This window comes from Bryocella sp., assembly GCF_058498515.1.
In genome coordinates, this window is record NZ_JBMHYI010000032.1 from 74,257 (window position 1) to 89,061 (window position 14,805).

Here is a 14,805-nt window from a genome sequence, read left to right on the forward strand (position 1 = left end):
GCCTGGGATGGTGCAGGCCGGATCCGTCCGGCCGCCCGCAGCGATGCAGGAAAGGTACGGATCGTATGGGAAAGCGTCTCTCGGCCGAGTTCATTGGAACTCTGTGGCTGGTGTTAGGCGGATGCGGCAGCGCGGTGCTGGCTGCGGGGTATCCGCAGCTTGGAATCGGGTTCGCCGGCGTGGCGCTGGCGTTCGGACTTACCGTGCTGACCATGGCGTATGCCGTGGGTCACATCTCGGGCTGCCATCTCAATCCAGCGGTGACGATTGGCCTGGCGACGGCGCGGCGGTTTGCGTGGAAGGATGCGCCGGGATACATCCTGGCGCAGGTGGCAGGCGGCGCGGTTGGTGCGTCGATCCTGTACGGCATCGCGAGCGGCAAGGCAGGGTTCGATGTCCATGCGGGGTTCGCGTCCAACGGCTATGGGGCACACTCGCCGGATGGCTATGGCCTGGTCGCGGCACTGCTGTGCGAGGTGGTGATGACGGGCGTGTTCCTGCTGATCATCCTGGGCTCGACGCACTCGCGTGCACCGCAGGGCTTTGCGCCGATCGCGATTGGCTTGGGGCTGACGCTGATTCACCTGATCAGCATTCCGGTGACGAATACCAGCGTGAATCCGGCGCGGTCGACGGCTGTGGCAATTTTTTGCGGCGGCTGGGCGATGCAGCAGCTTTGGCTGTTCTGGGTTGCGCCGATTGCGGGCGCGATCCTCGCGGGCGCGCTGCATCATTCGCTGTTTGAGAAGACGCCTCCGGAACCGGAGATTGCGGGTACGCCGTAGCGGCCTGCGTGTGAAGGCGAAAGCACGATGAGTGCAAGCACCAAGGCCCGGACAAATGTCCGGGCCTTGGTGCTTGAGGATGTTGGTTTGGGTTATGCGTTTTCGGCGCGCTTGGCTTCATCTTCGGCGCTCTTGGCGGCGGCGAGTTCTGCCATCTGTTCCTTCTTGGCCTCGGCGGCGTTGCGGCCAAGTTCGGCAGCAACCTTCTCCGTAGTGAAGGCTTCGACGATGTCGCCGACCTTGATCTCCTTGTAGCCGGCGAGATCGATACCGCACTCGACGCCCTGGCGGACTTCGGAGACGTCGTCCTTGAAGCGCTTGAGCGAAGCGATCTTGCCCTTCCAGACCTCGACTCCATCGCGGAGGACGCGGACCTGGTTGTCGCGCTTGATGAGGCCGTCGCGGACCACGGAGCCGGCGATCTGGCCGACCTTGGTGATCTTGAAGACGTTGAGCACCTCGGCGCGGCCGGCGTAGACTTCGCGGTAGACGGCATCGAGCAAGCCGAACATGGCCTTGGTGATCTCGTCCTGCAGCTCGTAGATGATCGAGTGAAGGCGGATCTCGACGTTTTCGCGATCAGCGACTTCCTGAGCCTTGCGGTCAGGCTTGACGTTGAAGCCGATAACGACAGCGTTGGAGGCCGAAGCGAGAAGCACATCGGACTCGGTAATAGCGCCGACGCCGGAGTGGAGCACCTTGACCCGAACCTTCTCGGTGGACATGCGTCCGAGCGAATCGGCCAGCACTTCGACCGAGCCCTGCACGTCGCCCTTGAGGATGAGGTTGAGGTCCTTGACGCCAGCCTGCTTGATCTGTTCTGCGAGGCCTTCCAGCGAGACTCTGGAGCTCTTGGCGAGCTGCGCCTCGCGCTCCTTCATCTTGCGGTACTGGGCGATGCCCTTGGCCTTGTCGCGGTCGGCCATGACGAGGAAGGTATCTCCCGCATCCGGCATGGACTCGAGACCGAGGATCTCGACCGGGGTCGAGGGACCAGCTTCCTTGATCTCGCGTCCGCGATCGTCGAACATGGCGCGAACCTTACCGAAGGTGTTGCCGACGATGTAGCTGTCGCCAGTCTTCAGGGTTCCGTTCTGCACGAGGACCGAAGCCACGGCGCCACGGCCACGATCGAGCTTGGCTTCGATGACCGTACCGACGGCGGGACGCTCCGGCTGGGCCTTCTGCTCGTTGGTGTCGGCGACGAGAAGAATCATCTCCTCGAGAGCGTCGAGGTTGAGACGCTTCTTGGCGGAGACTTCGACGAACTCGACGTCGCCACCCATGGAGGTCGCCTGGACGCCGCGAGCGGCGAGTTGGTTCATGACCTTCGAAGGATCGGCCTCGGGCTTATCGATCTTGTTGACGGCGACGATGATGGGAACCTTCGCGGCCTTGGCGTGATCGATCGCTTCGAGGGTCTGCGGCATAACGCCATCGTCCGCCGCGACCACCACGACGACGATGTCGGTGATCTTGGCGCCGCGGGCACGCATGCGGGTGAAGGCCTCGTGACCCGGGGTATCGAGGAAGACGATCTCGCGACCGAAGGCGGGAGAGTCTTCCTTGGTGATGCGGACCTTGTAGGCGCCGATGTGCTGGGTGATGCCGCCGGCTTCGCCGCCCGCGACGTCGGTGGACCGGATCGCGTCGAGCAGCGAGGTCTTACCGTGGTCGACGTGACCCATGATGGTAACGACCGGGGCGCGGGTGATCTCGACCATGCCCTCGGTGCTCTCGATGAGGCCTTCGATGGCCTCATTCTCGAGCTGCTCTTCGACGGAGATGATGGTGGACTCGGCGCCGAACTGGCGCGAGACCTCCTTGACCAGCTCGGCGTCGAGCGACTGGTTGACGGTGACGAAGACGCCCTTCATGAGGAGGGTGGCGATGAGATCCTTACCGCGGACTCCAAGCTTCTCGGCGAGATCCTTGACCGAGATGCCTTCGGTGACGGTGATGGCCTTGGTGATGGGGAGCTGGCCCTGCGGGATCATGGCCGCGCCACGGCTGGGCGCGTATCCCTTCAGGGCGACTTCCTTGTTCTTCTCGTACCGCGGGCCGCCACGGCCACGCTGAGCGCCGCCACGCGGACGGCCTGGGGCCGGAGCTGCCTCGGCCGGCGGAAGCAGGCCAGGACCGCGGCCGGGACCGCCACCGACGCCGGGACGCGCACCAAAGCCGGGGCGCGGCGGGAAGCCGGGACGACCGCCAGGACCACCGGGGCCGCCAGGGCCTCCCGGGAACGGGCGGGTCGGATGCATGGGACGGCGTCCGCCGGGGCCCATGGGAGCTCCTCCGGGACCGGAGGGACGCATGCCAGGCGCGCCGCCGGGGCCGCCAGGGCCACCGGGACGGGGACGCTCAAAGATGGGACGGCGTACCGCACCCGGAACCACGGCCGGAGCTGTGTAGGTGGGACGTGGGCCGGTCTGCGGCATGATGACGCGACGCACCGGAACCACAGGACCGGTGGGAGCAGCGACAGCTGCCGGAGCTTCCGCTACGGGTGCTCCGGGAGCCTCTGCCTGCGGGGCGGGCGTTGCGGGAGCAGCCGGTGCAGCAGCGGCCGGAGCAGCGGCAGCAGGAGCCGCAGCGACAGGGGCGGCGGGCACGGCAGCGGGCTTGACCACAACCGGAGCGGCCGGCGGAACCGAGGCCACGGCCGGCGGAGGAGTCGCCGAGGGGCGAGCCACCACGGGCGCGCCAGCCGGACGCGGGGCGCCAGCAACGTAGCTGGGACGGGCTGCTCCTGGAGGGGCGATCACCGCGGAGGCCTGACGCGGCTGCGGCATGATGATCCGGCGCGGCGGGGCCGAGGGATCTCCCGAAGGGGTCGAGGAATTCGAGGGATTCGAGACGTTCGGCGGAGCCGAGGCGGGAGCGGACGTTACCGGGCGCGGAGCCGAGGACGCAGCGGGCGGGGCCACGACGGGAGCGCCTGCAGGACGCGGCGGCGCAGCAGCCACCACTGGACGCGCGGGCGGAACAACAGCCACGGCGGGGCGCGGGGGCTGAGCGACTGGTGGCGGAGCGGATCTGGGTGTGTTCTGGGCGGCGGTCTCGGCCTGCTTGCGCTCGAGGATCGCCTTCAGCGCGTCGCCGGGCTTGGAAGCCTGGGAGAGATCAAATCTGGGTCGGTCGGAGGAGCCCTGGCGGTTGCCGCCTGCGGTGCGGACGCTCTTGTTGAAGAAGGCGCGCACCTTTTCTGCTTCATCCTCCTCGATCGAGGATGAGTGGGTCTTCTTCTCCGTAACGCCGACGGCGATCAGAGCGTCGAGAATCGGCTTACTCTTCACTTCCAGCTCGCGGGCCAGATCATTGATGCGGACTTTGCTCATCTATTCCTTCTCGGTATCAGGGGCGGCGCTCGTTGGAGCGGCCCGTTTCCTAGGCGCTAGCTGTTCATTTCAGCCTCTTCGTTTAGGAGCTGGGTTCAAGGATATTATCCCTTGAACGTTGCCGTGACTGGCAAGGTTCTTGCCAGAGTTCACCAGTGTTTTACGAGGAATGCGCCGATCGTTCGGGCGAATCCGCATAGTTTGCAGCAGCACGGCGGAACCCGAAGGCCCCGCCGCGCCGAATATTACTCGTCGATACCCTCGGTCGAGGTGTCTTCGGACATCTCGACCAGCGAATCGACCGTATCGTTTTCGAGCTCGATGGCTTCTTCGCGGGCGTCGGAATCATCGTTGGCGTCGGAGCGGGAGATTTCGTCCTCGGCGTCCACGATGTCCTCGGTGGAGACGTTGTCGAGCTCCGTGGCGCCTTCGGAACCGGCCTGGCTGGCGAGAATTTCTTCTGGGGTCATGGTCAGCGAATGCTCCAAGTCGCCGGCGGGATCGGTTTCGGCGGCCGCAGCCACTGCAACCTCGCCCTCCGCGAGTATCGGTTCGGGAACGGTGGCGGGCCGCTCTTCTCCCTCTTCGTAGTGGCCGAAGTAATGGCGGACCGCGACGGCGATCTTCTCTACCGTCTTCTCGCCGATGCCCGGAATCTCTCCGAGCTCTTCGGCCGTCATGTCTGCCAGGGACTCGACCGTGGTGATGCCGGCAGCGATGAGCTTCTCCATCACGCTGTCGCCGAGCTCGACGACCTGCTCGATGGGGGTGGCGGGGCCGCCAGTCATGGCCTGCATCTGCTGCTCGACCTCCTGGCGCTTCTCTTCCTCGCTCTTGATGTCGATCTTCCAGCCGAGGAGCTTGGCGGCGAGGCGGACGTTCTGGCCCTTCTTGCCGATGGCCAGCGAGAGCTGCGTGTCGTCGACGATGACCTCGAGCTGCTTCTCGGCGAGGTCCGCGATGCTGACCCGGGAGACCTTGGCGGGCTGCAGGGCCTTCTCGGCGAAGGTGGTGATCTCCTCCGAGTACTCGATGATGTCGATCTTCTCGCCGCGGAGCTCGCGGATGATGGACTGGACGCGCATGCCCTTCATGCCGACGCAGGCGCCGACGGGGTCGACGTCTTTGTCGCGGGACTGGACGGCGATCTTGGTGCGCTCGCCGGCCTCGCGGGCGATGGCCTTGACCTGCACGGTGCCGTCGTAGATCTCGGGGACTTCGCTCTGGAAGAGCGAGGTGACCAGACCCGGTGCCGCGCGGCTGACGATGACCTGCGGGCCCTTGGCGGCGCGATCGACCCGCAGCAGGACCACGCGGACGCGCTCGCCGATGGCGAACTGCTCCAAGCGCGACTGCTCACGCTTGGGCATGCGGGCTTCGGTCTTGCCGAGGTCGAAGATGACGTCCATGGGCTCGGTGCGCTTGACGGTGGCGTTGAGGATCTCGCCGGCGCGGTGGGCGTACTCGTTGAAGACGGTGTCGCGCTCGGCCTCGCGGACCTTCTGGAAGATGACCTGCTTGGCCATCTGGGCGGCGATGCGCCCAAGCGGGGTGGTGTCCTTGTAGAAGCGCAGCTCACCGCCCACCTCGACCTCGGGGGCGAGCTCGCGCGCGGCCTCCAGGGTCAGCTGGTTCTCGGCGTCTTCGACCTGCTCGTCGCCTTCGACGACGGTCTTGTAGACATAGGCGCGGATCTCGCCGGTCTCCTTGTCGAGCTCGCCGCGCATGTTCTCCTGCGTCTTGTAGAACTTGCGGGTGGCGAGGGCGATGGCGTCCTCAACGGCGCCAACGACCACCTCGGCCTCAATGCCCTTCTCTTTGGAGAGAAGCTCGATCGTCTGGTACAGGGGGCTAGCCATAAATTGCAGTGAATCGTGAGTAGTGAATCGTGAGTAGTGAAACTAGACCCGTGCCGACGGAGATCTCCGGCGAGGCGAGGCCATTCACTATTCACTTCTCACTATTCACTTCCTTTCTTCAAATTTCTGCGACCAGATGGGCCTTTTCTACGTTGGCCAGTTCGAGGTCGACGAGGGGTGAGGCCTGGGTGGTTTTGCGGGCGGCCTTGCCCTTCTGTTGGATGGCGGCGAGGTCCAGGGTGAGCCGGAGGCCGTCAAAGCTTGTCAGTCGGCCGGTGAACTGGCGGTTGCCGTCCACCGGAGTGAATGTCTGGAGCTTCACGAGGAAGCCGAGGAAGCGGCTGTAGTCGGCAGCCTTAAGCAGCTTGCGCTCGAGCCCGGGAGAGGAAACTTCGAGGGTGTACTCAGCGCCGGGGACGAGATCTTCGATGTCGGCGACGGTGCCGAAGTCACGAGCGAAGAGCTCGCAATCCTCGTGTGTGATGCCGCTGAGGGCCTCGGCGGGCACGCCCTGGGGCAGTGAAACCTGTCCTTCGATGCCAGGATCGGAGGCCTGGGCGAGTGCGACTGCGGCGAGAGCAGCGAGTTTACCGCGCTCTTCGGCGTTCTTCTCCAGGAAGACGCGCAGCGCGCGGTGCTTGCCGCCGCCCGTGAGCTCGAGGTCGACGACATCCATGCCGTGCGACGCCGCGACGCGCTCCGCGGTAGCTCGAATTTTGTCCAACACAACAGCCATCGCAAGACACCAGAGTTAGGGACGCGTTGTGGTTCGGGTACAGGCCGCGCGGCAGAGACGCCGTTGGCGGTCCAGGCGAGCGCGGCGTCGAGTGGCGCTGCCTGACTTCAGGGCAAACAAAAAGTGGGCGGTTAGCCCACTCCTCTCTTCCGCCAGTCTCAAGCCGGTGCGTTCACGGCCTGGCCAGCAGGTTCGCCGGCGCTGGCAGAACGGATTCGTCTGCTCCGCTAGTGTACGACATCTGCAATGGCAACTCAAGGGAGCGTTTCAGACGCTGGGGTGTTTGAGGGGTCCTGCGGCGTCGGCTCGGAATGATGGCAGCCCGGGCGGGTTCAATCTCCTCTGCCCAAACGGCTTCGACGATCATCCTGCGAAGAAGCCAGGGCGCCTGAGAACCCGGAGCGCCCACCGTGCAGACTGTGGCCTGGCTGCTCTCAGGGCTCAAACACCCTGCCATGAGCCGATGCGACAATAGAAAGATGATCGAAACGCATATTCCGGAAGCACTGACGTTTGATGACGTCCTTCTCGTGCCCGCGTATTCGGACGTGGTCCCGGCGCAGGTCAGCACGCAGGTGCAGCTGACGAAGAAGATTACGCTGGCGACCCCGCTGATGTCGGCGGCGATGGACACGGTGACCGAGTCGCGACTGGCGATTGCCATCGCACAGCAGGGAGGCCTGGGTGTGGTGCATCGCAACCTCACCATCGAGCAACAGGCGGGCGAAATTGACAAGGTCAAGCGGTCCGAGTCAGGCATGATCGTCGACCCGGTGACCATTGACCCCGAACGGCCCATCTCCGACGCGCTGGACGTGATGCGCCGCTTCAAGATTTCGGGTGTGCCGGTGACCAAGGGCGGCAAGCTGGTGGGCATCCTGACCAACCGCGACCTGCGCTTCGTCTCGCGGACAGACATCCCCATAGCGGATGTGATGACCAAGGAAAACCTCATCACGGTACCGGTGGGTACCACGCTGGAAGATGCAGAGCACATCCTGCATCAGCACCGCGTGGAGAAGCTGCTGGTGGTCAACGACGCCTTCGAACTCAAGGGCTTGATCACGGTCAAGGACATCCAGAAGAAGCTGAAGTATCCGAACGCGAGCAAGGATCCTCAGGGCCGCCTGCGCGTGGCAGGAGCGATCGGCGCGACGGGCGACTTCCTCGAGCGTGCCGCGGAGCTGGTGAAGATGCGGGTCGATGCGCTGGCGATCGATTCGGCGCATGGTCATTCCTCGCGGGTGCTGGAAGCGGTGCGCGAGTGCAAGCGTCTCTATCCGGACGTCGACCTGTTTGCCGGCAACATTGCGACCTACGATGGCGCGAAAGCGCTGATCGAGGCTGGCGCCGATGCGGTGAAGGTGGGCATTGGGCCGGGCAGCATCTGCACCACGCGCATGGTGACGGGTGCAGGCATGCCGCAGATCACAGCGATCGCCGAGGCGAGCCGCGCGGGGCGCGAGCACGGCATCTCGATCATCGCGGATGGCGGCATCAAGTATTCGGGCGACATCACCAAGGCCATTGCAGCGGGCGCGAGTGTCTGCATGATGGGTTCATTGTTCGCGGGCGTGGATGAGAGCCCGGGCGAGACGATTCTGTACCAGGGCCGCAGCTTCAAGTCCTACCGTGGCATGGGATCGCTCAGCGCGATGGCGCAAGGGTCCGGCGAGCGCTATTTCCAGGGCAAGGAAGATATGTCCTCGGCCGCGCGGGCAGAGCGCATCGAGCTCAAGCAGGACACCAGTGGCAACCGGCTGGCGAAGTTCGTGCCGGAAGGCATCGAGGGCCGTGTGCCGCATCGTGGACCTCTCGAAGCAATGGTGTACCAGCTCGTGGGCGGTCTGAAGAGCGGCATGGGCTACCTGGGTTGCGGCAGCATTGAAGAGCTGCAGCAGAACGCGAAGTTCATTCGCATCTCCGGTGCGGGCCTGCGCGAGAGCCATGTGCACGATGTGGTAATTACGCGTGAGGCGCCGAATTATCACGTCGAGTAGCAGCGCGTTGCGTTAGCGCGAAGGGCCAGCGACGATGTCGCTGGCCCTTCGTCGTTAGCGGCTTCGCCGTTGGCGCGTCGCGTTAGCAAGTTCGTTCCCTAACGCAAAGCGCTACCGGCGAAGCCGCTACCCGCGAAACGGCTGACGCGGCAGAGCCGCGCTACGCGAGAAACCCCGGCGATACCGGGTTCTCGTAGACCGAGTAATCGCGCGTGACCACCGTGAGGCCGGAGGCAGTAACGAAGTAGTTCTTCTTGTCCTCAGCCGGGTCGTAGCCGATGACAGTGCCGTCGGGGATATGGACGTCGCGATCGATGATGGCGTGGCGGATGCGGCAATGCCGGCCGATGTTGACGTGGGAAAAGATGATGCTCGAGTCGACATCCGCATAGCTGTTCACGCGCACATCGTGCGAGAGGACGGAGTTGCGGATGACCGAGCCCGAGATGATGCAGCCGGCCGAGGCGATGGAGTTAATGGCCATGCCGGTACGGCCGGGCTCGCCGAAGACAAACTTGGCCGGCGGGTACTGATAGGGCCGGGTGCGCATGGGCCAGGCTTTGTCGTAGAGGTTGAAGACCGGGGCGACGGAGGCGACGTCCATGTTGGCCTCGTAGTAGGCCTCGAGCGTGCCGACATCGCGCCAGTAGAGCGCGCGCTGCTTGTTTTCGTCGACGAAGTTGTAGGCCTGGACCTTGTACTTGCCGAGCAGCTTCGGCAGGATGTCGTGGCCGAAGTCGTGCTTGGAGTCGGGGTCCTCGGCGTCGCGCATTAGCTCGGGGATCAGGACATCGGTGTTGAAGAGGTAGATGCCCATGGAGACGTCGACCATCTCGGGGTTGAAGGGCGAGCGGATGCTGGTCTCCTTGGGCTTCTCGATGAAGCCGATAACCTCTCCATCCTTGCCCACCTCGACGACACCGAAGGCCGCGACCTCGCCGGGCGTCACAGGGAGCGTAGCGAGGGTGACATCCGCGCCGGAAGCGAGGTGCTGCTCTTCCATCAGGGCGTAGTTCATCTTGTAGATGTGATCGCCGGAGAGGATGAGCACGCGCTTGGGCTCTTCCGAGCCGATGGAGTAGATGTTCTGGAAGACGGCGTCGGCCGTGCCCTGGTACCAGGACTTGGAGACGCGCTGCATGGGCGGAAGGATCTCGATGAACTCACCGAGCTCCGACGCCACGACCGGGCCCCAGCCTTCGCGGATGTGGCGATTGAGGCTGAGCGCCTTGTACTGGGTGAGGATGTAGACGTGCCGGAGCTCGGAGTTGATGCAGTTCGACAGGGTGATGTCGATGATCCGGTACTGTCCGGCAAAGGGGACCGCGGGTTTCGCACGGTCGCGGGTTAGGGGGAAAAGTCTCTCGCCAGCTCCACCAGCCAGCAGTACGCCCAATGTATCTCTCATCGTCCTACACCCTCAGGGCCCCTACGCAAGGAAAGCCCGTGACATCCTTCGCGTGTCGCCCGTCACCCCATGCTGGGATGCAACTGGAAGCAAAAAGGACACCTTGTGAAGCCTTACAACCGATGGCGCGAATTGTATCAGTGGGATGCGAGCGTTAGAACACAAGGCCGCAGGATGGGAGAGATGGCCGGCGAGGACAGGGGCAGAACTGCAACGACCGCAGGGATGGAAGCAAAGCAGACACAGCTAACGCGAAGCGGACGAAAGAAGACCGTTCAGGCTCCGGCCTGGAGGTCCGTGCTGCCGCCATCGCCGAGGGCTGGCTGTTCCTCGGTGGTGATGCGGAGGGACTTGAGGAAGGTGAGGTCGTGCTTGGTGAACGGCCCCTCGACGGGATCCTCAGCTTCAGCGTCGGCATCAGCTTCTTCGAGCTCGTTGAGGCCGATGGTGGCTTCGAGCATCAGCAGGACATCGAAGCCCTGCTCGCGGATCTCCCGCACAACGCCGGCGATCTGCTCTGAGTCTGAGACAGACTCATGGATCGCCTCGCCCAATTTCTGAATGAGATCCTTGACCTGCTGATTCATAGCCACCTCCCGGGCGGTGCGACTTTCCTGACGCCCATACCTCGCAATGGGTCTTCCACGCCATGATCGAGCGGGAACGGCAGCTGCGGGTCCAACATGGGTAGACTAACGCGTCCTCTGCGCTCCGCCAACTGAGGAAAAGCGCCCCACAATCTACGATGATGCGGCCGGGCAAAGGATTCTCTGCCCGATTTTGGGACATCTGGGTCCAGCTGAAGCCGAGTGCAGAAAGGGCGACCCGAAGGCCGCCCAGGTCTGCAACGGTGTTATGGCTGCGGATCTAAGCCTTCACGAGCGAATCACGGTGGCGCTTGATGTAGTCGTGCGAGGTGAGGATGTGCGCCTGCTGCTCGCTGAGCATCTGACGGATGGGCAAGGGCAGGTCCTGGTCGAGCGCCTGCTGGTAGGTCTTGACGGCGGTATCTTCTCCGTCCTCGGCGGTTTCGAGCAGCGCATGATCCCCGCCGCCCAGCTTGGACTTGATGTCCGCCCAGGTGCGATGGAGCGCACCGGCGACAGTGCCTGACTCCTTGACGTCCGCCATGCCATCGCGATGGAGCTGATTTTCAAGCTCGGCGCGGAAGTTGGCGCGGTGCAGGCTTTCCGCGAGGAAGTAACGTTTGACGGTCGCGTCTTCGAGGTGCTCGCCGATTTCAGCGAAGCCCTTCTGGCCGTCCTGCAGGGTCTTGATCACGTCCAGCAGCACGCGTTCCGTCTCGCGATTCTTTGCCGATCCATCCAGTGTGTTTGCCATGTTGTTTATCCTTCTCTCGAATGACTTGAATTCGCGTTCGCTGAGGATGCGCTGCGGGGTCCACCGGCTGCCGGCGATTCTCCTTCGCCGGTGACAAGCAGGAGAAATCGCTAAAATCCCGCTCCCCCGCAACACACTCACGCTGGCGATGCGCCTGTTGCGCAAAGCCCACCTGTTGAGCTAGATGCCCCTTTGTTCCTGCGCGGTTGCCGCTGGGGATTTAACAGTTGTGTGTACTTGCGCGTCATGGAAATCCGCCCGTCACCATTGTGGTTCGCGGGTGCCGGGTGCGGCGCTGCACACGGGCGCCGCATGGAAGAATGATCTTGCTCTGGTTCGATTCCGGACTTTGAGAGCTACATCGATCCTGCCGAGCCCGTTGCGAAAAGCGCTGGCCCGGCTTGTGCCATTTGGGCGTTCGAGGCTGGGTTGCTCGGAACTTGTGGCGATCGCCGCTTGTAGCCATCGAAGTCAGGCAGGGCTGTGCGCCCGAACGCTAACCGCGAGAAAGCTCCGTCCCATGATGCCGCAGAGACTGCTCTACTCCCCTACTCGAAACCGCCGGCTGAACGAGATGCTGGGCCTCGTCGTGCTGACCACCGGAGCGCTGATGTTGCTGGCGCTGGCGACCTACAACCCCGTGGATCCATCCTTCAACACCGTGGGAGGCGGCGCGGGAACGCGCCCGGCCCACAACTGGATGGGGCTGCTGGGCAGCTATGGTTCGGACCTGGCGCTGCAGAGCTTCGGCGTGGCCGTGATCTTCATCCCGCTGGTACTGGTGCGTACCGGGATTCGGTGGATGCGGTCGCGTTCGGCCGGCCCAGTGCGATCGAAGCTGGTGGGCCTGATGTTGTGGATGGTGTTTGCGCCAGCGGCCATCGCGCTGCTGCCCTGGCATGTGGAGTGGCGCAATGCCCTGCCGATCGCCGGGCTGCTGGGAAGCACGCTGGCCGATGGCATGATCCATGTGGTGAACCTTCCTGGCGCGATTGTGGTGTGCGCGCTGATGGTGCTGCTCTCGCTGTATCTCTCGACCTCGTTCCTGCTCACGAATGCGAACGAGTGGTTCACGTCGCACTTCGCGTTCATTCGCTGGATGAGCGATCGCTGGCAGATGTTCCGCTCGAACAACCGCGGCGTGGAGCTCGAGGACGAAGAGGATGAGTTCCAGAGCCGCCGCGAGCGTACTGCGGCGCGGGCCCGCGTACGTGCCGAGAAGGCCGCGCTGACGCAGGGCAACAGTGCAGAGACCGCTGCGAGCGGTTCCCTGCTTTCTTCATTCTTCGGGCGATTTGGTTGGTTCGGGCGGCGCAAGCGTGATGCGAACGACTTCTCGGGCGAGCAGGGGCGTGCGGGATTCGCGGAAGAGAGCCCGAACGTGTGGAAGAGCATGCCGCGCACCGTGCTGGATACGGTCGCCAGCGAGGACGATGAGTTCGCGCTGGAGCCCCTGGACCCCGAAGCTCCGATGACTCCGCCTTCGATGGTGGCCGGAGCGAAGCTGCGCGAGATGCCGCGCCCGAATGAGCTTCCGTTCGAGGGTGTGGAGGCGGTCAACCAGGTCAACGACGACAACTGGCTGGACCGGCCAGAGCGGCGCACGCCTCCGCCGATGTTGAACCGCGTGAAGGCGGGCGATGTGCCGGAGGCTCCTCCGGCGCGCATGCCTGCGCCGCGTGCCGTTGCGAAGGCCGCGCCGGTAGCTCCTCTTGCACCTCCGATGCCTTCACCAACCGCTGACATTCGCGACCAGAACATTGCCTTCGGTCAACGCGCTGATGCGAACCTGCAAGCCGTGACGATGCTGGCGAAGAGCGTGCGCGGCTACAAGCTGCCCCCCAGCACGCTGCTCTATCGCAGCGATGAACATGCTCCGGTGCGTGAGAACGAGTTGCGCGAAGAGGCGCGCGTGCTGGTGCAGAAGTGCGCGGAGTTCGGCGTCGATGGCTCGGTCGAGCAAATCAATCCCGGGCCTGTCGTGACGACGTTTGAGTTCCGCCCCGATGCAGGCGTGAAGTACTCGCGGGTGACGGGGCTGGCCGATGATCTCTGCCTGGCCATGGCGGCCGAGTCGATCCTCATCGAGCGCATTGCGGGCAAGTCAACCGTGGGCATCCAGGTGCCGAACCGCGAGCGCGAGACCATCTGGCTGCGCGACGTGGTGGAGAGCGAGAACTTCGCGAAGTCCAAGTCCAGGCTCGCCGTGGCGATGGGCAAGGACATCAATGGGCGCATCGTGACCGCGGATCTCGCTGCGATGCCGCATGTGCTGATCGCCGGCTCGACGGGCTCGGGTAAGTCGGTCGCCATCAACGCGATGATCATGAGCGTGCTGCTGAAGTCCACGCCCGAGCAGGTACGCATGATCCTCGTCGATCCGAAGCGCGTTGAGCTGGGGATGTATGAAGGCATCCCGCACTTGTTCACGCCGATCATCACGGAGGCGAAGCTCGCCGCCAATGCGCTACGCAATGCGGTGCGCGAGATGGAGCGCCGCTTGAAGCTGCTGGCGGCAAATCACGTGCGCAACATCGATCAGTTCAACAAGCTCTTCGAGAATGGCTCGGAGTACCTGTTTGAGGATGTGAACCAGGAGCCGCTGCCGTACATCATGATCATCATCGACGAGCTGGCGGACCTGATGATGCTGGACCGCGCCAACGTTGAAGAAGCGATCACGCGGCTGGCGCAGATGGCGCGCGCCGTCGGCATTCATCTCGTGCTCGCGACACAGCGGCCGAGCGTGGATGTGATCACCGGCCTGATCAAGGCCAACGTGCCGACGCGTATGAGCTTCCGGCTGGCAACCAAGGTCGACTCGCGCACGATCATCGACAGCAATGGCGCCGAGAGCCTGCTAGGGCGCGGCGATATGCTCTACCTGCCGCCGGGGACAAGCCGCCTGCAGCGCGTGCACGCGCCGTTCGTCACCGAGAAGGAGATCGCCGCAGTCACCAAGTTCTGGAAGGAACAGGGCGAAGCGGATTACGTCGAAGGCTTCCTCGAAGGTCCGAAGGATGAAGGCCGCGAAGAGGCTGGAGCCAACGATGGCGACGACAACGATCCGCTGTACGACGATGCGGTGCGACTGGTGTATGAGTTCGGCAAGGCTTCGACGTCGCTGATCCAGCGCAGGCTGCGCGTCGGCTATGGACGCGCCGCACACCTGATCGACATGATGGAACGCGATGGCATGGTGGGTCCGGCGGATGGCTCGAAGCCACGCGAAATTTTGAAGGCGAAGAGCTTCTACAGCGAAGTGGATGGGGCGGTGCGATAGGTTTACGCGAGCATCATTCCGCAAACGAAGATCTACCGAGAGACCTGGCGAA

At 63.9% G+C, this 14,805-nt stretch carries 9 protein-coding genes; 3 read left to right on the forward strand and 6 right to left on the reverse strand.

The annotated features are described in order from the left end of the window. The first annotated feature begins 65 nt into the window (after positions 1 to 65). Positions 66 to 785, forward strand: a complete 720-nt coding sequence (gene aqpZ, locus AC5E6W_RS09790; RefSeq protein ID WP_491752106.1) for an aquaporin Z — start codon at positions 66 to 68, stop codon at positions 783 to 785. Between the two features lie 92 nt (positions 786 to 877). On the opposite strand, the gene infB is transcribed toward aqpZ, so the two are convergent. From infB to rimP, 3 genes are all read right to left on the reverse strand, one after another. After that, positions 878 to 4,126, reverse strand: coding sequence for a translation initiation factor IF-2 (infB, locus tag AC5E6W_RS09795; protein WP_491752107.1), 3,249 nt, complete (start codon positions 4,124 to 4,126; stop codon positions 878 to 880). A 245-nt stretch (positions 4,127 to 4,371) separates the two neighbouring features. Next, positions 4,372 to 5,985, reverse strand: a complete 1,614-nt coding sequence (gene nusA, locus AC5E6W_RS09800) for a transcription termination factor NusA (protein ID WP_491752108.1) — start codon at positions 5,983 to 5,985, stop codon at positions 4,372 to 4,374. Positions 5,986 to 6,103: 118 nt separating this feature from the next. After that, entirely contained in the window at positions 6,104 to 6,721 is a 618-nt protein-coding gene (gene rimP / locus AC5E6W_RS09805; protein ID WP_491752109.1) for a ribosome maturation factor RimP, read from the reverse strand. A 479-nt stretch (positions 6,722 to 7,200) separates the two neighbouring features. Here rimP and guaB point away from each other — a divergent pair, with 479 nt between their 5' ends. Beyond that, positions 7,201 to 8,721 (forward strand): IMP dehydrogenase, encoded by a 1,521-nt coding sequence (guaB, locus tag AC5E6W_RS09810; RefSeq protein WP_491752110.1) that lies wholly within the window; start codon positions 7,201 to 7,203, stop codon positions 8,719 to 8,721. 160 nt (positions 8,722 to 8,881) lie between these two features. On the opposite strand, the gene glgC is transcribed toward guaB, so the two are convergent. From glgC to AC5E6W_RS09825, 3 genes are all read right to left on the reverse strand, one after another. Beyond that, on the reverse strand, positions 8,882 to 10,129 hold the full coding sequence (glgC, locus tag AC5E6W_RS09815) for a glucose-1-phosphate adenylyltransferase (RefSeq protein WP_491752111.1): 1,248 nt from the start codon (positions 10,127 to 10,129) through the stop codon (positions 8,882 to 8,884). A gap of 275 nt (positions 10,130 to 10,404) precedes the next feature. Further along, the gene (locus AC5E6W_RS09820; protein WP_491752112.1) at positions 10,405 to 10,716 is read right to left on the reverse strand and encodes a hypothetical protein; all 312 of its coding nucleotides are present in this window, start codon (positions 10,714 to 10,716) and stop codon (positions 10,405 to 10,407) included. A gap of 280 nt (positions 10,717 to 10,996) precedes the next feature. Continuing rightward, on the reverse strand, positions 10,997 to 11,470 hold the full coding sequence (locus AC5E6W_RS09825; RefSeq protein ID WP_491752113.1) for a PA2169 family four-helix-bundle protein: 474 nt from the start codon (positions 11,468 to 11,470) through the stop codon (positions 10,997 to 10,999). Positions 11,471 to 11,990: 520 nt separating this feature from the next. On the opposite strand from AC5E6W_RS09825, the gene AC5E6W_RS09830 reads away from it, so the two are divergent. Beyond that, a complete protein-coding gene (locus tag AC5E6W_RS09830) occupies positions 11,991 to 14,753 on the forward strand; it encodes a DNA translocase FtsK (protein ID WP_491752114.1) in 2,763 nt (920 codons plus the stop codon). Positions 14,754 to 14,805: the final 52 nt, after the last annotated feature.

Coding starts and splice junctions, on each gene's coding strand:
- AC5E6W_RS09825 (WP_491752113.1), bottom strand. CDS start 11,470: ATGGCAAACACACTGGATGGATCGGCAAAGAATCGCGAGACGGAACGC.
- aqpZ (WP_491752106.1), top strand. CDS start 66: ATGGGAAAGCGTCTCTCGGCCGAGTTCATTGGAACTCTGTGGCTGGTG.
- guaB (WP_491752110.1), top strand. CDS start 7,201: ATGATCGAAACGCATATTCCGGAAGCACTGACGTTTGATGACGTCCTT.
- infB (WP_491752107.1), bottom strand. CDS start 4,126: ATGAGCAAAGTCCGCATCAATGATCTGGCCCGCGAGCTGGAAGTGAAG.
- rimP (WP_491752109.1), bottom strand. CDS start 6,721: ATGGCTGTTGTGTTGGACAAAATTCGAGCTACCGCGGAGCGCGTCGCG.
- AC5E6W_RS09820 (WP_491752112.1), bottom strand. CDS start 10,716: ATGAATCAGCAGGTCAAGGATCTCATTCAGAAATTGGGCGAGGCGATC.
- glgC (WP_491752111.1), bottom strand. CDS start 10,129: ATGAGAGATACATTGGGCGTACTGCTGGCTGGTGGAGCTGGCGAGAGA.
- AC5E6W_RS09830 (WP_491752114.1), top strand. CDS start 11,991: ATGATGCCGCAGAGACTGCTCTACTCCCCTACTCGAAACCGCCGGCTG.
- nusA (WP_491752108.1), bottom strand. CDS start 5,985: ATGGCTAGCCCCCTGTACCAGACGATCGAGCTTCTCTCCAAAGAGAAG.